The 19,294-nt window shown below is 66.2% G+C and carries 19 protein-coding genes; 9 read left to right on the top strand and 10 right to left on the bottom strand.

Annotated elements, in window-relative coordinates:
* Positions 1 to 3 precede the first annotated feature (3 nt).
* The 5 genes from WAQ08_RS05300 (at position 4) to purT (ending at position 5,271) form a co-directional block, all read left to right on the top strand.
* Positions 4 to 681: an acetyltransferase gene (locus WAQ08_RS05300; protein WP_422189701.1), complete on the top strand. Its 678-nt coding sequence runs from the start codon at positions 4 to 6 to the stop codon at positions 679 to 681.
* A gap of 7 nt (positions 682 to 688) precedes the next feature.
* Positions 689 to 1,450, top strand: coding sequence for an SDR family NAD(P)-dependent oxidoreductase (locus WAQ08_RS05295; protein WP_422189700.1), 762 nt, complete (start codon positions 689 to 691; stop codon positions 1,448 to 1,450).
* A 284-nt stretch (positions 1,451 to 1,734) separates the two neighbouring features.
* Complete coding sequence (locus WAQ08_RS05290) at positions 1,735 to 2,667, top strand: helix-turn-helix domain-containing protein (RefSeq protein WP_422189698.1); 933 nt, start codon at positions 1,735 to 1,737, stop codon at positions 2,665 to 2,667.
* The gene (locus WAQ08_RS05285) at positions 2,664 to 3,977 is read left to right on the top strand and encodes a sensor histidine kinase (RefSeq protein ID WP_422189696.1); all 1,314 of its coding nucleotides are present in this window, start codon (positions 2,664 to 2,666) and stop codon (positions 3,975 to 3,977) included. The genes WAQ08_RS05290 and WAQ08_RS05285 overlap by 4 nt, the downstream gene beginning before the upstream one ends.
* A gap of 49 nt (positions 3,978 to 4,026) precedes the next feature.
* Positions 4,027 to 5,271 (top strand): formate-dependent phosphoribosylglycinamide formyltransferase, encoded by a 1,245-nt coding sequence (gene purT, locus WAQ08_RS05280; protein WP_422189694.1) that lies wholly within the window; start codon positions 4,027 to 4,029, stop codon positions 5,269 to 5,271.
* Between the two features lie 30 nt (positions 5,272 to 5,301).
* Here the strand turns inward: purT and WAQ08_RS05275 are convergent, their stop codons facing one another.
* Positions 5,302 to 6,096, bottom strand: coding sequence for a Crp/Fnr family transcriptional regulator (locus WAQ08_RS05275; protein WP_422189692.1), 795 nt, complete (start codon positions 6,094 to 6,096; stop codon positions 5,302 to 5,304).
* A 177-nt stretch (positions 6,097 to 6,273) separates the two neighbouring features.
* Between WAQ08_RS05275 and WAQ08_RS05270 the strand changes: the two genes are divergently transcribed.
* Positions 6,274 to 6,591 carry a HigA family addiction module antitoxin gene (locus WAQ08_RS05270; protein WP_422189690.1) on the top strand — a complete coding sequence of 106 codons (318 nt, stop codon included), beginning with the start codon at positions 6,274 to 6,276 and terminating at the stop codon, positions 6,589 to 6,591.
* A 56-nt stretch (positions 6,592 to 6,647) separates the two neighbouring features.
* Here the strand turns inward: WAQ08_RS05270 and WAQ08_RS05265 are convergent, their stop codons facing one another.
* The 5 genes from WAQ08_RS05265 to WAQ08_RS05245 all read right to left on the bottom strand — a co-directional run bounded on the left by WAQ08_RS05265 (position 6,648) and on the right by WAQ08_RS05245 (position 11,176).
* On the bottom strand, positions 6,648 to 8,162 hold the full coding sequence (locus WAQ08_RS05265; RefSeq protein WP_422189688.1) for an AMP nucleosidase: 1,515 nt from the start codon (positions 8,160 to 8,162) through the stop codon (positions 6,648 to 6,650).
* Positions 8,163 to 8,561: 399 nt separating this feature from the next.
* The gene (locus WAQ08_RS05260; protein WP_422189686.1) at positions 8,562 to 9,020 is read right to left on the bottom strand and encodes an ExbD/TolR family protein; all 459 of its coding nucleotides are present in this window, start codon (positions 9,018 to 9,020) and stop codon (positions 8,562 to 8,564) included.
* A gap of 23 nt (positions 9,021 to 9,043) precedes the next feature.
* Positions 9,044 to 9,718 carry a MotA/TolQ/ExbB proton channel family protein gene (locus tag WAQ08_RS05255; RefSeq protein WP_422189684.1) on the bottom strand — a complete coding sequence of 225 codons (675 nt, stop codon included), beginning with the start codon at positions 9,716 to 9,718 and terminating at the stop codon, positions 9,044 to 9,046.
* A gap of 17 nt (positions 9,719 to 9,735) precedes the next feature.
* Positions 9,736 to 10,566 (bottom strand): 4-hydroxy-tetrahydrodipicolinate reductase, encoded by an 831-nt coding sequence (gene dapB / locus WAQ08_RS05250; protein ID WP_422189682.1) that lies wholly within the window; start codon positions 10,564 to 10,566, stop codon positions 9,736 to 9,738.
* 49 nt (positions 10,567 to 10,615) lie between these two features.
* Positions 10,616 to 11,176, bottom strand: coding sequence for an outer membrane protein assembly factor BamE (locus tag WAQ08_RS05245; RefSeq protein ID WP_422189680.1), 561 nt, complete (start codon positions 11,174 to 11,176; stop codon positions 10,616 to 10,618).
* A 142-nt stretch (positions 11,177 to 11,318) separates the two neighbouring features.
* Between WAQ08_RS05245 and fur the strand changes: the two genes are divergently transcribed.
* Positions 11,319 to 11,756: a ferric iron uptake transcriptional regulator gene (gene fur, locus WAQ08_RS05240; RefSeq protein ID WP_422189678.1), complete on the top strand. Its 438-nt coding sequence runs from the start codon at positions 11,319 to 11,321 to the stop codon at positions 11,754 to 11,756.
* A 24-nt stretch (positions 11,757 to 11,780) separates the two neighbouring features.
* Here the strand turns inward: fur and hprK are convergent, their stop codons facing one another.
* The 4 genes from hprK to WAQ08_RS05220 form a co-directional block, all read right to left on the bottom strand.
* Entirely contained in the window at positions 11,781 to 12,746 is a 966-nt protein-coding gene (gene hprK / locus WAQ08_RS05235) for an HPr(Ser) kinase/phosphatase (protein ID WP_422189676.1), read from the bottom strand.
* Between the two features lie 46 nt (positions 12,747 to 12,792).
* The gene (locus WAQ08_RS05230; protein ID WP_422189674.1) at positions 12,793 to 13,263 is read right to left on the bottom strand and encodes a PTS sugar transporter subunit IIA; all 471 of its coding nucleotides are present in this window, start codon (positions 13,261 to 13,263) and stop codon (positions 12,793 to 12,795) included.
* A 350-nt stretch (positions 13,264 to 13,613) separates the two neighbouring features.
* The gene (gene hpf, locus WAQ08_RS05225) at positions 13,614 to 13,964 is read right to left on the bottom strand and encodes a ribosome hibernation-promoting factor, HPF/YfiA family (protein ID WP_422189672.1); all 351 of its coding nucleotides are present in this window, start codon (positions 13,962 to 13,964) and stop codon (positions 13,614 to 13,616) included.
* A gap of 539 nt (positions 13,965 to 14,503) precedes the next feature.
* Complete coding sequence (locus WAQ08_RS05220; protein WP_422189670.1) at positions 14,504 to 15,379, bottom strand: universal stress protein; 876 nt, start codon at positions 15,377 to 15,379, stop codon at positions 14,504 to 14,506.
* 202 nt (positions 15,380 to 15,581) lie between these two features.
* Here WAQ08_RS05220 and WAQ08_RS05215 point away from each other — a divergent pair, with 202 nt between their 5' ends.
* Together WAQ08_RS05215 and WAQ08_RS05210 are read left to right on the top strand one after the other, a co-directional pair.
* Positions 15,582 to 18,236: a cation-translocating P-type ATPase gene (locus tag WAQ08_RS05215; protein ID WP_422189668.1), complete on the top strand. Its 2,655-nt coding sequence runs from the start codon at positions 15,582 to 15,584 to the stop codon at positions 18,234 to 18,236.
* Entirely contained in the window at positions 18,218 to 19,225 is a 1,008-nt protein-coding gene (locus WAQ08_RS05210) for a sodium:calcium antiporter (RefSeq protein ID WP_422189666.1), read from the top strand. Before WAQ08_RS05215 ends, WAQ08_RS05210 begins: the two co-directional genes overlap by 19 nt.
* Positions 19,226 to 19,294: the final 69 nt, after the last annotated feature.

Raw genomic sequence — 19,294 nt, 5'->3', positions numbered from 1 at the left:
ACCATGTCACGCATCTTGATCGCCGGCGGCGGCGGCTTCGGCCTGGAGATGTACGGCTACCTTACCGGGGCGCTCACCTCCACGCTCTCCAGCGTACAGCGGCCTGAGCCCACGATGGTCGGCATCCTCAACGACGGCCCGGACTGCGAAGTCCTGCGCAAAGTCCCACACGCGCCGTATGTCGGCAACATCCAGGACCATCAGCCCGAACCCGGCGATGCCGTCGTGATCGCGATCGGTGACGCTGCGGCTCGCCGCAAGGTGGCCCAAATGCTGCGCGCGCGTGGTGCGAGGCTCCTCACGTACATCCACCCGACGGCACTGGTCGCCGACACCGCGATGATCGGTGAAGGCGCCATCATCTGCCCGCACAGCATCGTGAACGCTGGCGCCCAGGTGGGCGAGAACGTGGCGGTGAACGTGTTCTGCAGCATCGGTCATGGCGCCCAGGTGGGCGCGCATTCAGTGCTGTCGCCCTATTGCGCCTTGAGTGGTGATTCGGTCCTCGGAGAAGGCGGCTTCATGGGCACACGGGCCACGCTGTTTCCCAAGGTGGTTCTGGGCGCCAACTGCGTGGTCGATGCGCACAGCCCGGTCAAGCAATCCGCACCTGATCGAAAACTCATCTCCATGCGCGGCCAGTACCTGGTGCTGGACAACCGCCTGGCCCCGAAAGCCTGAACACGCCATGTCCACCCCGCTCCCCCTTCTGGATCAGAAAGTCGCCGTGGTGACCGGTGCCGCGCGCGGCATCGGGTTCGCCACCGCACAATCATTTGCCCAGGCCGGCGCCCGTGTCGTGTTGATGGGGCGTTCGCTCGATGCCCTGGAACAAGCCTGTGCACGGATACGCGCGGCGCACGACGCAGCGCAAGTCGAGGCCATCGCGTGCGACGTGGCCGCCCCGCACAGCGTCCGTGATGCCTTTCAGGCCGTTTTTCGCACCCACAAGAAGCTGCATGCCCTGGTGGCCAATGCCGGTGTCCTGGATGACGCCCTGATCGGCATGGTCACGCCCAAGCAGATCGAGAACACCTTTGGCGCGAACACCTTCGGCACGCTGTACTGCGCGCAGTACGCCAGCCGCCTCATCGCCCGCGCCGGCGGAGGAGCCATCATCAATGTCAGCTCCATCATCGGCCGCACAGGCAATGTGGGCCAGGCGGTGTACAGCGGCAGCAAGGCCGCGGTGATCGGCATCACCCAATCGCTGGCCAAGGAGCTGGCCCCGCAAGCCATCCGGGTCAATGCCATCGCACCTGGTTTCATCGACACCGACATGGCGCGCTCCATCGGCCCCGACAAGTTCGCCGAACGTCTGGCGTCGATCAAGATGGGGCGCATCGGCACGCCCGAAGAAGTGGCCAACGTCGCCTTGTTCCTGGCCAGCGACATGGCCAGCTATGTGACAGGCCAAGTGATTGGCGTGGATGGCGGGATGTTGATTTAAGCGCCCGGGCCACCCGAAAAAAACCGCCCGGACTCGAAAGGCCGGGCGGCCACAGGACACCACCAGGGTGTCTACCTCCTGTCGCGGCCGGGGCATGCCCCAAACCGTCATTTTTGCTCCCTGAGCAGGGCCCTTTTCACCTCAATGTGCACGAAAGGCCTCGTTTTCCGTGACATTCTAGGGAAGCAGAAACCCAAAAACGCGCATATATGCGCGCTTATCATCAAGACCCACAGAACACACCCAAAAGGGGGTATTCCACCGCCCCGATCCAGGAGTCTTGGATGAGCCTGCCAGCCCACGGCGACGACGAATCCGCCGCCGACGCCCCGTTTGATGAAGAAGACAGCGCCAGCCTGCCCGCGTCCGGCATCGCGGCCCGGCTGCGCCAGGCGCTGCAGATCCAGGGCGTACCACCACGCCAGCAGGCCGCCTGGGTGGCGCGCCTGTGCGACATCTCCGTGAGCCAGGCCCGGCGCAAGCTGCAAGGCGCCGGCTGGCTGTTCGACGAAGTGCTCACCCTGGCCCAGCACCACGGCCTGTCCCTCGACGACCTGGCCCAGGACCAGCACCTCACGGGAGGCACCTCACCCGCCGCCCCGCTGGAAAAAGGCCATGTGCTGCTCGAAGGCGCCGCCACCGCCTGCCAGGTGCAGATCGGGCACCTGCTGGCCCCGCGCGATCAGGCGCACACCGCCTTGCAGGCCGTGCGCGACGGCGACCACTGGCTGATCGGCGCCCCCACCGCCCTTCGCCGCCTGCATCCGCAAGGCCCGCGCTACGCCGTGCAGCGCCTGATGCTCACGCCCACCCCGCCGCGCGCGCCCTTGCGCGTGGCCGTGGTCGACGACGACGTGATGGCCGCCGAGAGCCTGTGCGACTGGTTCGACGATGCCGGCGGCCAGGCCCAAGCCTTCGGCTCGGCCGATGCGCTGCTGGGCACCGGCCTGCAGCAGTTCGACGCCTTCGTGGTGGACTTCATCCTGGGCGCGGGCCAGAGCAGCGAGGCGCTGATCCGCCACCTGCGCAGCCAGCGCCCGCAGGCGCCCATCGTGCTGCTCACCGGCCGGCTGCGTGACGGCACCGCCTCAGAGGATTCGCTGACCAACCTGATGCGTGCGCTCAAGGTGATGTTTTTCGAGAAACCCGTGCGCCCCGCTGTGCTCACCGCGGCCTTGCTCAACAGCCTGGACCGCACCGGCGGCGGCGGCGCATGACCCCGCCCTGGCGCGACCTGCTGCCGGCGGTCGATCCGCTGCAGCGCCCGCTGCTGCTCAAGGCCGTGCCCCTGGTGGCCGCCGTCACGCTGGTGCTGTGGCTGCTGGACATGCCCCACCTGCTGACCGGGCGCTGGGACCGGCTGGGCCTGCCCGTGCTGGCCACCGTGATGATCGCAGCCACCCTGGTGATGCTGCGCCGCCCCGCCTGGTCCACCCCCGCCATGCTGTGCGTGATGGCCGCCAGCGGCATCTACCTGCAGGGCATCGTCTACCTGAACCTGTTCGCCCCGACGGCCAACCACCTGTACTCGCTGCTGTCCACGGCGCAGTTCATGCCGCTGTTCTACCTGGGGGCCTTCGCCGGCTTCCAGCGCGGCGCGCCCCTGCTGTGCTGGCTGCAGTTCGGCGGGCTGGTGGTGCAACTGGTGGCCAGCCTGATGCACCCACGGCTGGGCGAGCCCAACCTGCTGATGCAGGCCAAAACCGGCATCCTGCTGGCCCAGCCCACCTTCATCCTGGTGCTGACCTTCATGGTGCGGCTGCGGCGCGAGCTGGCCGCGCGCGAGCGCGAACACCACGAAGGCAAGGCGCGCCTGCTGGCCATGCTCTCGCACGAGATCCGTGGGCCCTTGCAGACCATGCTGTCCTCGGTCGGGCTCCTTTCCGCACGCCCCCTGGACGCCAGCGCCACCCGCGCCGTGCAACGCCTGGAAGCCGTGGCCACGCAGCTTGACCGCCACCTGCGCGACCTGCTCGCCTTCAACCAGCTGGACAACCCCGACCTGCCCATCGAGCACCGCAGCTACGACCTGCCCGTCCTGGTGCGTGCCTGCGGCGAGCAGCACCTGCCGCAGGCCCGCCAGCAAGGGCTCGAACTGCTGCTGCAGCTCCCGGACGAAGCCCCCGAAGGACAGCCGCCCCACCCCTGGCACCACGCACAGGGCGATCCGGACCGCATGCGCCAGGTGCTCGACAACCTGCTGGCCAACGCACTGAAGTACACACCGCATGGCCGCATCACCGTGACCCTGCAGCCCGATCCCAGCCGCGCCGGCTGGGCCTGCCTGTCCGTGCGGGACACCGGCCCGGGCATCGACGCCGACGAACAAGCCCGCATCTTCCAGCCTTTCGTGCGTCTGCCCGAGGCCCGCCAGGGCGGCCGCGAAGGCAGCGGCCTGGGCCTGGCCATCGCCGCGCGCCTGACCGACCGGCTCGGCGGCGAGATCCACGTGGACAGCGTGCCTGGGCAAGGCAGTTGCTTCACCGTGAACCTGCCGCTGAACCTGCAGCCTGCCGCTAGACTGTGACCTCGCCTGGCCGCCTCCATCCCCCAGGCACACCACCTGACGACGCATCATGAGCCGTACCACCCTGCCCGCCCCCACCGCACCCTTCCAGCCAGCCGCCCTGGGCACACCGCTCAGCCCCAGCGCCACCAAGGTGATGCTGCTGGGCTCGGGCGAGTTGGGCAAGGAGGTGCTGATCGCGCTGCAGCGCCTGGGCGTCGAAACCATTGCCGTGGACCGCTACGACAACGCACCCGGCCAGCAGGTGGCGCACCACGCCCGCACCATCGCCATGAGCGACGCGGCCCAGTTGCGCACCCTGATCGAGGCCGAACAGCCGCTGCTGGTCGTGCCCGAGATCGAAGCCATCGCCACGCCCGAGCTGGAGAAGCTCGAAGCCGAAGGCCGCGTGCGCGTCGTGCCCACGGCCCGCGCCGCCCGCCTCACCATGGACCGCGAAGGCATCCGCCGCCTGGCCGCCGAAACACTCGGCCTGCCCACCAGCCCCTACGTGTTCGCCGATTCGCTGGCCGAGCTGCAGGCCGCCATCGATGGCGGCATCGGCTACCCCTGCATCGTCAAGCCGGTCATGAGCTCGTCCGGCAAGGGCCAGAGCAAACTCAACGGCCCTGACGATGTCGCCAAGGCCTGGGACTACGCCATGGCCGGTGGCCGCGTCAGCCTTGGCCGCGTCATCGTCGAAGGCTTCATAGATTTCGACTACGAGATCACCCAGCTCACCGTCCGCGCGCTCGACGCCAACGGCCAGATCACCACGCACTTCTGCGAGCCCATCGGCCACGTGCAGGTGCAAGGTGACTACGTGGAAAGCTGGCAGCCCTGCCGCATGGCGCCTCAGGCCCTGCAGCGCGCCCGCGAGATCGCCAAGGCCGTGACGGACGACCTGGGTGGCCAGGGCCTGTTCGGTGTGGAACTCTTTGTGAAGGGCGATGACGTCTGGTTCAGCGAGGTGAGCCCCCGCCCGCACGACACCGGCCTGGTCACCCTGTCCACGCAGGTGCAGAGCGAGTTCGAACTGCATGCCCGCGCCATCCTGGGCCTGCCGGTGGACACCTCGCTGCGCTCGCCTGGCGCGTCGGCCGTGATCTACGGCGGCGTCGAGGCCGAAGGCATCGTGTTCGAAGGCGTGGCCGATGCGCTGCGCGTGCCCGGCGCCGACGTGCGCCTGTTCGGCAAGCCCGAGAGCTTCACGCGCCGCCGCATGGGTGTGGCCCTGGCCGTGGATGCCGACATCGACACGGCCCGCGCCCGCGCCAAGGAAGCAGCCGGCAAGGTGCGCCCGCGTCAGGCCTGAGACGGCTTTCGTCTCGCCTTTTTCAGCCAGTCAATCCGGCGTGGAGCCCTTGCCCATGCTGCGATCCGCCGTGGCGCCCATCGCCTTCAGGCTCTCGATGAACGCGGAGTTCACGGGGCCTGCGCGGCGCATCAGCGCGGGGATGTCCAGCAACTCGATGTCCGCATAGCGCACCGCGATCAGGCCCTCTTCGGCCAGGCTCTTGAGCGCGCGGTTGATGGTCTGGCGTGACACCCCCATCATGCGGGCCAGGTACTCCTGCGGCAGGCGCAGATGGCGCTTGAACGACATGGGGTAGTTCATCGCGAAGTTGGTCGACGTCATCAACAGGCGCCGCGCCAGTTGCTGGTCCAGCGCCAGCGTGGCGTGGTCTTCCATCATCACCACCAGCACGCGCAGCTTCATGCAGGCCAGCCGGGCCACGTCGCGCCAGTACTGCGGATGCCGGTTGAGCCAGGGCTCCAGCGACGCACGCGAAGCCACCAGCACACTGGCGGGGCCATCGGCCATCGCATCCTGGCTGCGGGGCAGCTGGTCGATCAGCGAGATCTCGCCGAACCACTGGTAGGGCTCGACATACAGGCTCAGCAGGTGGGATTCGTCGTCCGGGTTGAACGACCCCACCTTCAGCGCGCCTGACAGCACGCAGCACAGGGCTTCGTCGTCAGGCCCGTGGGAGAACAGTCGCTCGCCGCTGCGCAGGTGCACCACGCGCGACCGGTCCACCAGGGCTTCCTGGAATTCGGGGCTGCACGACGCGAACCAGACGTGGGAGCGCAGGGCCGGAATCAGGTGCAGAGGGGACAGCTCAGGGGCGCGGCTCATGGGCCCTTCATGGTGTGGAGGAAGCTTTCAAAATGCAACCGCTCAAAAAGAAGGGGCAAAGCTATGGGAAAACCCTGGCAGATTTAATACAATTGTCTGTATTCGTACAGTTTTTTAAGCGGTACGGGTATAGCATCAAACGATCAACAATCATTGCGGTTTACCCCGGTTTCACCCATGAGCAAGACACCTGTTCACCCTGGCGCCATCCTGCGGACACAGTTCATGGAGCGCTACAGCCTGTCGGCCAGCGCCCTGGCCATCCGCCTGCATGTGCCGGCGCCTCGCGTCAACGACATCGTGCGTGAACGCCGTGGCATCAGCCCTGATTCGGCCCTGCGCCTGGCACGCTTCTTCCGCACCACCGCCCAGTACTGGATGGACCTGCAAACCGCCTACGACCTGGCCCTGGCCCAGGAACAGGCCGGCGAGCAGATCGTGCGCGAAGTGCTGCCGGTGGCCGTCGAGGCTTCCGAGCCCGCCATCGCCGCCTGATCGGCCCCGATGATGTCCGGGCGGCGGCGCCAGCAGGTGCCGCGCTCGGGGCCTCATCACTGAAACGCCACCTCGGCGAAACTGCGCAGCTTGCGGCTGTGCAGCTGTTCCGTGCGGTTGTGGCGCAGGCGCTCAATGGCGCGCAAGCCAATGCGCAAGTGCTGGTCTACCCGCTCGCGGTAGAAGGTATTGGCCATGCCCGGCAGTTTGATCTCGCCGTGCAGCGGCTTGTCGCTCACGCACAGCAGGGTGCCATAAGGAACGCGGAAACGGAAACCGTTGGCCGCGATGGTGGCGCTTTCCATGTCCAGCGCCACGGCACGGCTCTGGCTGAAGCGCCGCTCGGGCTCGCGGTGGGGCATCAGCTCCCAGTTGCGGTTGTCCGTGGACGCCACCGTGCCCGTGCGCATGATGCGCTTGAGCTCGTAGCCCTGCAGCTGCGTCACATCTTCCACCGCGCCTTCCAGCGCCAGCTGGATCTCCGCCAGCGGCGGGATCGGCACCCACAGCGGCAGGTCTTCGTCCAGCACGTGGTCTTCACGCACGTAGCCGTGGGCCAGCACGTAATCACCCAGCTGCTGCGAGGTGCGCAGGCCGGCGCAGTGCCCCAGCATGATCCACGCGAGCGGGCGCAGCACGGCGATGTGGTCGGTGATGGTCTTGGCGTTAGACGGCCCCACCCCGATGTTGACCATGGTGATGCCGCTGCGGTCGCGGCGGATCAGGTGGTAGGCCGGCATCTGCGGCAGACGGGGCGGCACCGCGCCCAGCGCATCAAAGGCCTCGGGCGGCACGCCCACGCGGCGCGTCAGCACATTGCCCGGCTCGACAAAGGCGATGCAATCGTCGTCGTCACGCGGGTTGGCCGGGTCGGGCGGCGTCTGCATCAAGGTGTGCGAGAGCTGCACAAACTGGTCGATGTAGAACTGGTAGTTCGTGAAGAGCACGAAGTTCTGGAAGTGCTCGGGCGAGGTGCCGGTGTAGTGGCGCAGCCGGTGCAGTGAGTAATCCACCCGCGGCGCCGTGAACAGCGCCAGCGGTTTGGAGGCGCCGGCCTTGACGTTGTGCGTGCCGTTGGCGATGCCGTCGTCCATCGAGGCCAGATCCGGCAGGTCGAACAGGTCGCTGAGCATCACGCGGCGCTCGGGCGTGAGGCTGCCCTCGATGTAGTCGTTCTCGGCCAGCGAGAAGTGCACCGGGATGGGCTCGCTGCTCAGGCCCACTTCGAGGGTGACGTTGTGGTTGTTGAGCAGCAGGCTGAACTGCTCGCGGTAGTAGTCCTCGAACAGGTCGGGCCGCGTCAGCGTGGTCTCGTAGGTGCCCGGCCCCGCCACGAAGCCGTAGGACAGCCGTGAATCGGCGCGCGCCACCGTGTCGGTGTGGATGCGCACGAAGGGGTACTTGGCGCGCACCGGCTCGTCGAAATGCTCGCCGGCCACGAAGCGCTTGAGCGCTTCACGCAGGTAGGCGATCTGCCCGTTGTAGAGCGCCAGCACCTGGTCGTAGGCGGCCTGCGCGTTGTCGAATCGTTGCGAGGCGCTCTTGGGCGCCTCCGGAGAACCTGCACTCATCCGAGCTTTCCGGGCGTCTGTGATGGTTCATTGTCCACCCGGCGGTGGCGCCGCGCCACGCCCTGCGCGCTTTGTGGCCAACGCCCGACAGCGCCGTGCGCAGAAATCCCCCTAGGATGACAATCAATGATTCCCATGCCGTGCAATATGCCCGCCCATTGGGCCGGCAGGGAGGGTGACAAGCGCGGCGGTTTACGCTGAAATGCTGGAACGCTGTCTCACGGTGTGAAGCCCGGTCGATTTCGGGCAGCGTGCCCCGGCCCGGCTCAGAGGCCGCCCGTCGTCAAAGGCGCTCGGCCGACACCCCATTACAGATCCAGGTGGACTTGAAGTGATGTTGTCGTGATGAGCGAGCGCCCCTCCCGCGCGGGAGGGGCAGCCGCCACAACGGCCATCCCATCAGGGGGCCGATGCGGCCCGCCCCGCCCCTGAAATGCCCTGCTGCGCGCCCACCGGATCGGCCATGAAGGCCACACGGTGCAGTTCAGCCTTCTGCAGCGCCCCCAGCACCTCGGCCACGCGGCCATACGGCACGGCCTTGTCGGCGCGCAGGTGCACCTGGGTGTCGCCCCCGCGCAGGGGTTCGAGCCGTGCACCCAATGCTTCCAGCGCCACCGCCTCGTCGTCCACGAACACCTCGCCCGAGGCCGACAGATCCAGGCGCACGGACTGCGGCACGGGCTCCTGCGGCGTCGTGCCTTCGGTCTGCGGCAGGTCGAGCTTGAGGCTGGAGGTGAGCAGCGGCGCCGTGAGCATGAAGATCACCAGCAGCACCAGCATGACGTCGATCAGCGGCGTCATGTTGATCTCGCTCATCGGCTGCGAGCCGCGGGGGCGTTCGAGTCGTCCGAAAGCCATGATGGCGCCGCTACCCTGGGGGCTTACTCGTTGTCGAGCGCCGGGCGCTCGCGCCGGCTGCCGAGCAGGGTCTCGCGCAGGTCGTGGGCGAAGCCTTCCAGATCGGCCTCGCAGGAGGACACCAGCAGGCCGAACACGTTGTAGGCCAGCACGGCCGGGATGGCCACGGCCAGGCCCACGGCGGTCATGATCAGGGCCTCGCCCACGGGGCCGGCCACCTTGTCGAGCGTGGCGGCGCCTTCGGCGCTGATGGCCATCATGGCGTGGTAGATGCCCCAGACGGTGCCCAGCAGGCCCACGAAGGGCGCCACCGCACCGACGGAAGCCAGCAGCACCTGCCCGGCGCGCAGGCGCGAGAGCACACGGTGCAGGCTGTCGCGCAGGGCGCGCGTGAGGCGTGCCTCGGGGTCGGCACCCGCGCCGATGGAGCCTGGTGACGGCGGCTGGGCCGCGGCATCGACCAGCGGCAGCAGCACGCGCTCACGGTCATTGGCCAACAGTTGCTGGCGAGCGGCCTGCATGTCGGCGGCATCCCAGAAGCGGGTCATGCCGGCGGTCAGATCACGGCGGGCACGGCTGAGCACCAGGCCCTTCCAGACGATGGCCACCCAGGAGGCCACCGACATCGCCAGCAGCACGATGGCCACGGCCCGCGACACCGCGTCGCCCTGCGTCCACAGGTGCTGCAAGCGGTCCATGGAACTGCCGCTCCGGCTCAGCGCAGGCCGAGCACGTCGTCCATGCCGAACAGGCCGTGCGGCTGGTTGGCCAGGAAGCGCACGGCGCGCAGGCTGCCCTGGGCGTAGGTGGCGCGGCTGGAGGACTTGTGCGTGATCTCGATGCGCTCACCGATGCCGGCGAACAGCACGGTGTGGTCGCCCACGACATCACCGCCACGGATGGTGGCAAAGCCGATGGTGCTGGGATCACGCTCGCCGGTGACGCCTTCGCGGCCGTAGACGGCGCATTCCTTGAGGTCGCGGCCCAGGGCCTCGGCCACCACCTCGCCCATCTTGAGCGCGGTGCCGCTGGGCGCATCCACCTTGTGGCGGTGGTGGGCCTCGATGATCTCGATGTCGTAGCCCTGGTTCAGGGCCTTGGCGGCCTGGCGCAGCAGCGTCAGCACCACGTTCACGCCCACGGCCATGTTGGGCGCCATCATGATGGCGATATCGCGTGAGGCGGCCTCGATCTCGGCCTTCTGCTCGTCGCTGAAGCCCGTGGTGCCGATGACCAGCTTGATGCCGTTGTCGCGGCAGTGGCGCAGGTGCGCCAGCGTGCCTTCGGGGCGGGTGAAGTCGATCAGGAACTGGGCATTGGCCAGGCCCTGGCCCAGGTCGGAGGCGATGGTCACACCGCTGTTCTGGCCCAGGAAGGCGGTGGCGTCCAGGCCCACGGCCGGGCTGCCGGGCACATCGAGTGCGCCGGCCAGCGCGCAGTCGGGCGCGGCCAGCACGGCCTCCACCAGCATGCGGCCCATGCGGCCGGAGGCCCCGGCGATGGCCACGCGGTGGGCGGAAGGATCGGAGTTCAGCGGGTTGGGCACGGTCGGCCTCGTCTTGGATGTTGTAGCGGGGAACAGCGGCGGCGCAGGCTCAGGGGCGGCCAGCCTCGAGCGGCGGGTAATCGCGCGCGGCGCCTTGCGGCACCTTGACCTGCGCATCCACCTTCGGGGGCACGGGCAGCGCGGCGATCTGCTCGGCGGTCAGGTCCGGATCCACCTTCTTGAGCTTCTGCTCACGGGTGATGGAGGCGACGAACTCGCGCTCGGAGGGCAGCGTGTCGGCCTCGAAACGCTCAACCACGTCGTTCTTGAAGAAGATGCTGACGCGGCGCTGCTGCGGGGCGACGCCCTGGCGCGCGATGGTGAAGACGTAATCCCAGCGGTCGACGTGGAAGACATCGGTGAGCAGCGGCGTGCCCAGGATGTCGCGCACCTGGTTGCGGCCCAGGCCCGGCTGGATCTGCGCCATCACCTCTTGCGTGACCACATTGCCCTGCACGACCTCCTGGCGGTAAGGCTTGAGCAGGCCGAACAGGGTCTCGGGGCTGGACAGCGCGCCGGTCTTGATCGAGGAGCACCCCGTCAGGGCCAGCAAGGCACCGAGCACGGCCGCGCCAGCGGCTGGCCGGCGGATGAGAGAGGTCAAAGGCACAGGACGGCGTCCTTTCAGCGGAAAAAATGGAGGGTTTTGGACACGTCTACACGCAGGCAGTCGCTTGAAACGGCCAAGCCCGATATCATCTGACATTCTAGCGGGCCACCCTGGGGCTTCGCTTCGATTTGCGAGAACCGTCATGAACAACGCCGAAGAACTCAAAAACAGCGGTCTGAAGGCCACGCTGCCCCGCATCAAGATCCTGGAAGTCTTCCAGCAATCGAGCCAGCGGCACATGACAGCGGAAGATGTCTTCAAGGTCCTGCTCAATGAAGGCTCGGACATCGGTCTGGCCACGGTCTACCGTGTGCTGATGCAGTTCGAGCAGGCAGGCATCCTCAGCCGCAACCACTTCGAGGCCGGCAAGGCTGTCTTCGAGCTGAACGAAGGCAAGCACCACGACCACATGGTCTGCGTGGTGTGTGGCCGTGTCGAGGAGTTCTACGACCCCGAGATCGAACGCCGTCAGCAGGCCATCGCCAAGGAGCGGGGCTACGCACTGCAGGACCACGCCCTGGCCCTGTACGTGGTGTGCAACCGCCCCGAGTGCCAGAAGAGCCACCAGCATCACCGCTGATGGCCGCAAGGCCACCGCGGCCGCTCAGTCGAGCGTGCCGCGCTCCATGGCCTTCTGGTGGCGCTCGATGAATTCCTTGTAGGTGTCGATGCCGCGCAGCTGCAGCACCGTGTTGCGCACGGCGGCCTCCACCAGCACCGCCAGGTTGCGGCCCGCGTCCACCGCGATCACCACCTTGCGGATCTGCACGCCCAGCACCTCTTCGTACAGAGGCTCGTAGGGCAGGCGCTCGAACTCGCGCTCCATGGTTTCCTTGCGGACCAGGTGCACCATGAGCTTGAGGCGCATCTTGCGGCGCACCGCCGTCTCACCAAAGATGGACTTGATGTCCAGCAGGCCGATGCCGCGCACTTCGAGCAGGTTGGCCAGCAACTCGGGGCAGCGGCCCTCGATGGCCGAGCGCGAGACACGGTACAGGTCCACCGCGTCGTCGGCCACCAGGCCGTGGCCACGCGAGATCAGCTCCAGGCCCAGCTCGCTCTTGCCCAGGCCGGATTCACCGGTCAGCAGCACGCCCAGGCCCAGGATGTCCATGAACACGCCATGGCGCGTGATGCGCTCGGCAAAGTGCTGCGTGAGGTAGCTGCGCAGCACGTCGATCACGTGGCCGGCGGGCTCGTGCGTGACGAACAGCGGGATGCCAGCGCGGCCGCACATGGCCACCAGGCGGTCGGACGGGTTCTGGCCGTCGGCCACCACCACCACGGGCGGCTCCAGCGTCACGATGCGCTGGATGCGGCGCTCCTGGTCTTCCGACGTGGAGTTCTCGAAGTAGGCGTGCTCGCGCCGCCCCACGATCTGCACGCGGTAGGGGTGGATGTAGTTGAGGTAGCCCACCAGATCGGCGGCCGACTGGGCCGTCTGCACGGCCTCTTCGTCGAAACGGCGTTCGGGGTGGGCGTGCCCGGCGATCCATTCCCAGCGCAAGGCGCCGCGGTTGGCTTCGAACAGGACTTCGGCGCTGACGATGGCGAGGTCTTGGGCGCTCACGTTGGCCTGGGGTGGGGTTGTGTTCGCTGGGCGCCGCCGGGCTTGTTCACGCCACGGACTTCAGGGGCTGCCAGCGCTCGATCAGGTCGTGCACCGTCTTGGCCTCTGACTCGGTCTTGAGGCGTTCGCGCAGGTCACGGTCCGACAGCAGCTCGGCGATCTCGGAGAGAATCTCGAGGTGTCGCTGCGTGGCGGCCTCGGGCACGAGCAAAAAGATCAGCAGGTTGACGGGCTCGTCGTCGGGCGCGTCGAAGGGGATGGGCTGGCTCAGGCGGATCACCGCGGCCAGCGGGTTCTTGAGGCCCTTGATACGGCCGTGGGGAATGGCCACGCCGTGGCCGAGCCCGGTCGAGCCCAGGCGCTCGCGGGCGAACAGGTTGTCCGTCACGGTGGCGCGTGCGATGGCATGCTGATTCTCGAACAGCAGACCGGCGTGCTCGAACACGCGTTTTTTACTGCTCGCATCCACATCCACCAGCACTTGGGGGGCAGGCAGGATGGCGGAAAGTCTGTTCATCTTGTTTCAGCGGGGGCGACGGTGATGACCTTGTCCCCCACTCCCGAGACGGCTGAGCGGCGGATTATAGGAAGCCACAGGTAGAACCGACAGTACCGTGGTACCACCGGGTTGGGGGATTCTGCACCCATTGCTGCACCGCAGCAAGTGTAAGAAGTTCCATTGTGAGCACAAATTCGCCTATCTCTGCAACGCAGCTGCAGTATGCCGGGATGACAAGAGGGATGGCGCCATGAAAAACGGCCCCTAAGGGGCCGTTGTCAATCGCTCGGTGCCTCGCTGTGCGGGCGACCCACTACCAGGTCACACCAAGCAGTAGCTTGTTCGTATGCGGCTTGTGTGACTCATCTTCATTGCGTGGCATCCCAGGCTTCTCCCTGACGCTTTAGCGAGGTGTGGTGGTGGTCTTGCACGCGGTCCTTGTGGCGGCAGACTTGGCGGTCGAGCTTGTCCATCAACTGGTCAATGGCGGCGTAGAGGTCTTCGTGAGCAGTCTCGACGAAGATGTCTTTGCCCTTGACGTGAAGGTTGACTTCAGCACGCTGGCGGCGCTCCTTCTCCTTCTGCTTTTCAACCGTGAGTAGCACCGTCACGTCCACCACCTGGTCGAAGTGTCTGGTGACGCGATCCAGCTTGGTGAGAACGTACTCACGCAGGGCGGGGGTCACTTCCAGATGATGGCCACTGATCGTCAGATTCATACTGCGCCTCCTTCATGGGAGCAGGGGTTGATACAGACCCGGTGACCGTCTGAGCAGTTGTCAGAAAGCGCTTTCTGGCGCTGCTGAAAACCGTCAACCGGAAGGTCAGTGTGCCCCCTAAATCGGTGGGAGACAAGCCCATGCCATCAGTGTTTGTATCGACTCGTTGACCCCTGTGAAGGAACGACGAAATGCCGCGTTTTGGCGTGATTTCGCGGGGTTTCCCGATGAGGCCGGGCAAAGAAAAAGCCCCCGAGCTGTGCTAGGGGGCTTTCAATCAGCGCGAGGGTGACATACGAACCTCATTGCTACACCATGCTTAGTGGGCAATTTGGCTTTTTCGTACCCCCATACGCGCCCCCAACCGCTGTGGATGTCGTGGGACGACTTGAAACGGCAAGCGTCATCAGCGCCGCTCAATCCTGCGTCCCAATTCGAATCCCATGACATCGCCCGCGCTCTTGGTACACCGACTCGATCGCCATCAGCGCTCACTCCAAAGAAGGGCATGGCGCCACAAAGCGGAGTTCCTGATCGACTTACTGAGGACGCACGATCATCGTGTCGCAATCGAGCGTGTGCAACAGGTTTTCCGCTGTGCTGCCAAGCAGGGCTTTGAGCAAGCCGCTGCGGCCGTTCGTGCCCAGAATCACCAGATCCACATCTGCGAAGCGCACGTAGTCAGGCAGCAAGACCTCGGGGTGCCCCCGCTCAAGGATGAGCGAGATGCCTTGCGACACCTCTGCACTGACCCCGGATTCGCTGAGGAAGGTGTCGCATTGGCTGGCTGCGACGGCGCGCCAAGCGTCGGCAATGGCATGCCCACCATCAAAAGTGGAACCGGTGGATGGGTAGGCATGAAACAGTGAAAGCTTGCCATCGCCGAACCAGCGAACGGCGGTTTCCAGTGCGGCACGCGAGGCTGGTGAGAAATCCGTGGCCACCACCACGTGACGATAAGGACCTTGGACCCGGCGACGTACCGTCAGAACCGGTGCCTCTGCTTCGCGTGCCAGTCTGTCTACCGTGCTGCCCAACTGGATGCGTCCAATCGGGTCATCTTTGGCAATGCCGCCGATGATCAGGGCGACATCGTGCTGCTTCGCCGCGCCGAGCACCGCGCTGGCGGGTGTGTCATCCACCACCAAGACGCTCGCCGAGATGCCTTCATCCTGAAGATCGGATTGCAGGCGGCGGGTCACGGTGGCGGTCCATTGTTCGGGCTGACGCCACGACGGCAATGCACCTGCAAATCGACTGGCTTTTGCCGCTTCCGATGGATCGATGGCATGCACGACGAGCAACTCGCCACCCCATTGCTTGGCCAGTTGGCTCGCTCGATCCAGCGCACGGTCGCAACGCGCGCTCATGTCTGAGGCCAGCAGCAACCGAATCGTCTCGTTACCTTGTGTCATATGGACCCTCCACGCCAATGGCCGAATGATGGCATGGGCAGTTGTAGCGCGGCCACATTTGTCGGACTTGCTGTGCGTCAAGTTTTCGAGCGATGCGCCCAAGCCATCGACAGGGCAACGCATCTGCCATTTGGCTGCGGAGTAGACTGAGGCGAGCTCGGTTTGTCTCGCCAAATGAAAGCGTCAAAGGATCTGACCGCACATGAAAGACTCGCCTGAAGGGACTGCATGGCACCAGTGTGAGACCCATGAGGTTGCGCGCGAGCACGGGGTCGATCCGGCCGTGGGGCTGCCGCTGGCGCAAACGCAAGAGCGAACCGAACGCTATGGCGCCAACGCCTTGCAAACCCACGAGCGCCGAGGGTGGGTCGCCTTGCTGGCTGACCAGTTCAAGGACTTCATGGTGCTGGTCCTCATGGCCGCCGCCGTCATCGCAGGCGTGATTGGCGAGTTGACTGACACCCTGGCCATCGCGGTCATCGTCTTGCTCAATGCGGTCATCGGCTTTGTGCAGTCGTGGCGGGCCGACAAGGCGATGGCGGCCTTGCGCCAGCTCGCGGCAGCGCAAGCCACGGTGCTGCGCGGGGGTGAAGTTCAGGTGGTGGCCGCCAGCACCCTGGTGCCTGGCGATGTGGTCTTGCTGGAGGCGGGCAACCAGATCCCTGCCGACCTTCGCCTCATCGAATTGGCTCGGCTGCAGGTGGACGAGTCGGCCCTGACCGGCGAGTCCGTGCCCGTGGACAAACAAACCGATGCACTGCCCCAGACGGATGGTGCCGCCTTGGGCGACCGCCTCAACATGGTGTTCAAAGGCACCACTGCCACGCATGGGCGTGCACGCGGCCTGGTGGTGGCCATCGGCATGGACACCGAGCTGGGCAAGGTGGCTCGACTGCTCGACAGTGAAGACCGCAGCACCCCGCTGCAACGGCGCCTGGCCGCGTTTGGCAAGCGGCTGGCACTGGGCGTGATCGGCATCTGCCTGGTGATCTTTGCCGTCGGGGTGCTGCGTGGCGAGGCGCCTTTGCTGATGGCCTTGACCGCGATCAGCCTGGCCGTGGCGGCCATCCCCGAGGCCCTGCCTGCGGTGGTGACGGTGTTGCTGGCGCTGGGCGCGCGCCGCATGGTGTCCCAGCACGCCCTGGTGCGACGCTTGCCATCGGTGGAGACCTTGGGCTCGGTCACGGTCATTTGCTCCGACAAAACGGGCACGCTGACGCAGAACCAGATGCATGCCGAGTTGCTGCTGGCGGGCGGGCTGCCCTGGGTGCCGGGCGATGCGCTGCCAGGCCCGGTTCACCGCGAGGCCTTGCAGGCCGCCGCACTGTGCAATGACGCCCGCCAGGGGCATGCGCCCCCGGCGGACTGGGAGGGCGACCCGACAGAAACCGCGCTGGTGCTGGCCGCCTTGAGCGCCCAGATCGACAAGGCGGCGCTGGATCTGGCCATGCCGCGGGTGCAAGAGCAGCCCTTCGATTCCGAGCGCAAGCGCATGACCACCTTCCACCGTAGCGCGGATGGGTTGGTGGCTTACACCAAGGGCGCGCCGGAATCAGTGTTGCCGTGCTGTACCAGCCGGTGGACACCTGATGGCCCCACCGCCATGGACGGTGCGACCGTGCTGGCCAGCGCCACTGAGCTGGCTGCAAAAGGGTTGCGCGTGCTGGCTCTGGCGCGACGCGACCATGCCCGCTTGCCGGACACGAACGCGCTGGCCTCGGTCGAGAGCGAATTGCAGTTCCTGGGCCTCATCGCCCTGATCGACCCGCCACGCCCCGAAGCCGCCGCCGCTGTGCGCGACTGCATCGCAGCGGGCATCACCCCAATCATGATCACGGGCGATCACCCGGCCACAGCGCGGGCCATCGCGCACCGCCTGGGGATCGTGGCCGACGCACAGGCCGATGTGCTGACCGGCCAGGACCTGCGCACGCTGGACGAGGCAACCCTGCAGCAACGTGTCGCCCATGTGCGTGTTTATGCCCGTGTGGACCCGGCGCAGAAGATCCGCATCGTCGAAGCACTCCAGTCGCTGGGGCACTTTGTGGCCATGACGGGCGATGGCGTGAACGATGCGCCGGCCCTCAAGCGGGCGGACATCGGCGTGTCCATGGGCAAGGGCGGCACCGACGTGGCACGTGAAGCCTCCAGCCTCGTGCTGCTCGATGACAACTTCGCCACCATCGTGGCGGCGGTTCGGGAGGGGCGCCGCATTTACGACAACATCCGCAAGTTCGTGCGTTACGCCATGACGGGTAATTCAGGCGAAATCTGGACCCTCTTTCTGGCGCCCATGTTGCTGCTGCCCATTCCCCTGCAGCCAATTCACATCCTGTGGGTCAACCTGGTCACCGATGGCCTGCCAGGCCTGGCGTTGGCCGCCGAGCCTGCCGAGCGCGGCGTCATGCAGCGCCCACCTCGCGCACCGAACGAAAGCCTGTTTGCGCATGGCATGTGGCAACACATTCTGGGCATTGGGCTGCTGATTGGCGGGCTGTGCCTGGGCCTGCAGGCCTGGGCCTTGCACAACGGCAACACGCACTGGCAGACCATGGTGTTCACGGCACTCACGCTGTCGCAGATGGTTCATGTGCTGACGATCCGCTCGGAAACACAATCCTTGTTGCGCCTTGGTCTGGGCAGCAACCGCCCCTTGTTGGGGGCGGTGCTGCTGACCTTCTTGCTGCAGATGGCCACGATCTACATCCCCATCTTGCAACCCATCTTCAAGACCCAGGCCCTGAGCCTGACCGAGTTGGCCATCTGCCTGGGGGCCGCTTTGGTCGTGGGTGTGGTCGTTGAGCTGGAGAAAGCCTGGCGTCGCCGGAAAGCCCAAACATGCCCCCCATCCTTTTGATCTGGCTGAAGTTTGCCGCCTGTGTCTGCGTGATCGGCGTGGCCGGTGTGCGCCTGAGCCGCTATGGCGATGCCCTGGCCACGCTCACGGGGCTCTCACGCAACTGGGTTGGCTTGATCCTGGTGGCCACGGTCACATCCCTGCCTGAGTTGGTGACCGGCATGAGCGCTGTCACGGTCGCCGCAGCACCCGATATCGCTGTGGGCGATGTGCTGGGCAGTTGTGTGTTCAACCTGGCGATCCTGGCTTTGATTGACCTGGTCTACCGCGAGAAGGTGATGTACTGCGTGGCGGCCAGTGAGCATGTGCTGTCGGCGGGCTTCGGCGTCATCTTGCTGGCCGGTGTGGCCTTGGTGCTCATGTTGGCGACGCAGGGCCAGATACCGACCATTGGGCATGTCAGCCTGGCCAGTGTGGTCATCCTGGGGCTCTATCTGGTGGCCATGCGAGCGATTTACAAGGCGGAGCAACGCCATGCCAGCAGCCAGGTGACAGCGCGGCGGTCAGAGATGACGCTCAAAGCGGCCTTGTTGGGTTATGGGGTGACCTCGGCCGTCATCGTGGGCGCAGGCATCTGGCTGCCCTTCATTGGCGTCGAACTGGCGCAGATCATGGGTTGGTCCAACTCCTTTGTGGGGACGCTGTTTGTGGCTTTTGCCACCTCGGTCCCGGAGCTGGCCACCACCTGGGGGGCGCTGCGCATCGGCGCCATTGACATGGCCCTGGGCAGTCTGCTGGGCAGCAATTTGTTTGATGTGGTGATTCTGGCTCTGGATGATTTCGCCTACTTGCCGGGCGCCATCTATCAACAGGTGTCACCCATCCACGCTGTCACGGCGATCACGGCGTGCATGATGAGCGGTGCGGTTGTGGTGGCCTTGGCATACCGGCCTGTATCGAGGGTATGGCACACGGCGAGTTGGGCCAGCCTGTCCTTGCTGGCCATGTACCTGCTCAATGCCGTGATCCAGTATCGGCACGGGTTGTAGGATCGCCTGTAACAAGCGCATTGGGCGGCCATCATTTTGTTTGCCCCGCGCGGCAGCGCATGACCTGAA

The sequence above is a fragment of the Aquabacterium sp. genome (genome assembly GCF_049274795.1).
Lineage (GTDB): Bacteria > Pseudomonadota > Gammaproteobacteria > Burkholderiales > Burkholderiaceae_C > Aquabacterium.
This window is presented reverse-complemented; position numbering and strand designations above follow the sequence as displayed.

Coding starts and splice junctions, on each gene's coding strand:
- WAQ08_RS05300 (WP_422189701.1), top strand. CDS start 4: ATGTCACGCATCTTGATCGCCGGCGGCGGCGGCTTCGGCCTGGAGATG.
- fur (WP_422189678.1), top strand. CDS start 11,319: ATGAACAACGCCGAAGAACTCAAAAACAGCGGTCTGAAGGCCACGCTG.
- WAQ08_RS05290 (WP_422189698.1), top strand. CDS start 1,735: ATGAGCCTGCCAGCCCACGGCGACGACGAATCCGCCGCCGACGCCCCG.
- WAQ08_RS05230 (WP_422189674.1), bottom strand. CDS start 13,263: ATGAACAGACTTTCCGCCATCCTGCCTGCCCCCCAAGTGCTGGTGGAT.
- WAQ08_RS05265 (WP_422189688.1), bottom strand. CDS start 8,162: ATGAGTGCAGGTTCTCCGGAGGCGCCCAAGAGCGCCTCGCAACGATTC.
- hpf (WP_422189672.1), bottom strand. CDS start 13,964: ATGAATCTGACGATCAGTGGCCATCATCTGGAAGTGACCCCCGCCCTG.
- purT (WP_422189694.1), top strand. CDS start 4,027: ATGAGCCGTACCACCCTGCCCGCCCCCACCGCACCCTTCCAGCCAGCC.
- WAQ08_RS05210 (WP_422189666.1), top strand. CDS start 18,218: ATGCCCCCCATCCTTTTGATCTGGCTGAAGTTTGCCGCCTGTGTCTGC.
- WAQ08_RS05285 (WP_422189696.1), top strand. CDS start 2,664: ATGACCCCGCCCTGGCGCGACCTGCTGCCGGCGGTCGATCCGCTGCAG.
- WAQ08_RS05255 (WP_422189684.1), bottom strand. CDS start 9,718: ATGGACCGCTTGCAGCACCTGTGGACGCAGGGCGACGCGGTGTCGCGG.
- WAQ08_RS05215 (WP_422189668.1), top strand. CDS start 15,582: ATGAAAGACTCGCCTGAAGGGACTGCATGGCACCAGTGTGAGACCCAT.
- WAQ08_RS05275 (WP_422189692.1), bottom strand. CDS start 6,096: ATGAGCCGCGCCCCTGAGCTGTCCCCTCTGCACCTGATTCCGGCCCTG.
- WAQ08_RS05270 (WP_422189690.1), top strand. CDS start 6,274: ATGAGCAAGACACCTGTTCACCCTGGCGCCATCCTGCGGACACAGTTC.
- WAQ08_RS05295 (WP_422189700.1), top strand. CDS start 689: ATGTCCACCCCGCTCCCCCTTCTGGATCAGAAAGTCGCCGTGGTGACC.
- WAQ08_RS05220 (WP_422189670.1), bottom strand. CDS start 15,379: ATGACACAAGGTAACGAGACGATTCGGTTGCTGCTGGCCTCAGACATG.
- WAQ08_RS05260 (WP_422189686.1), bottom strand. CDS start 9,020: ATGGCTTTCGGACGACTCGAACGCCCCCGCGGCTCGCAGCCGATGAGC.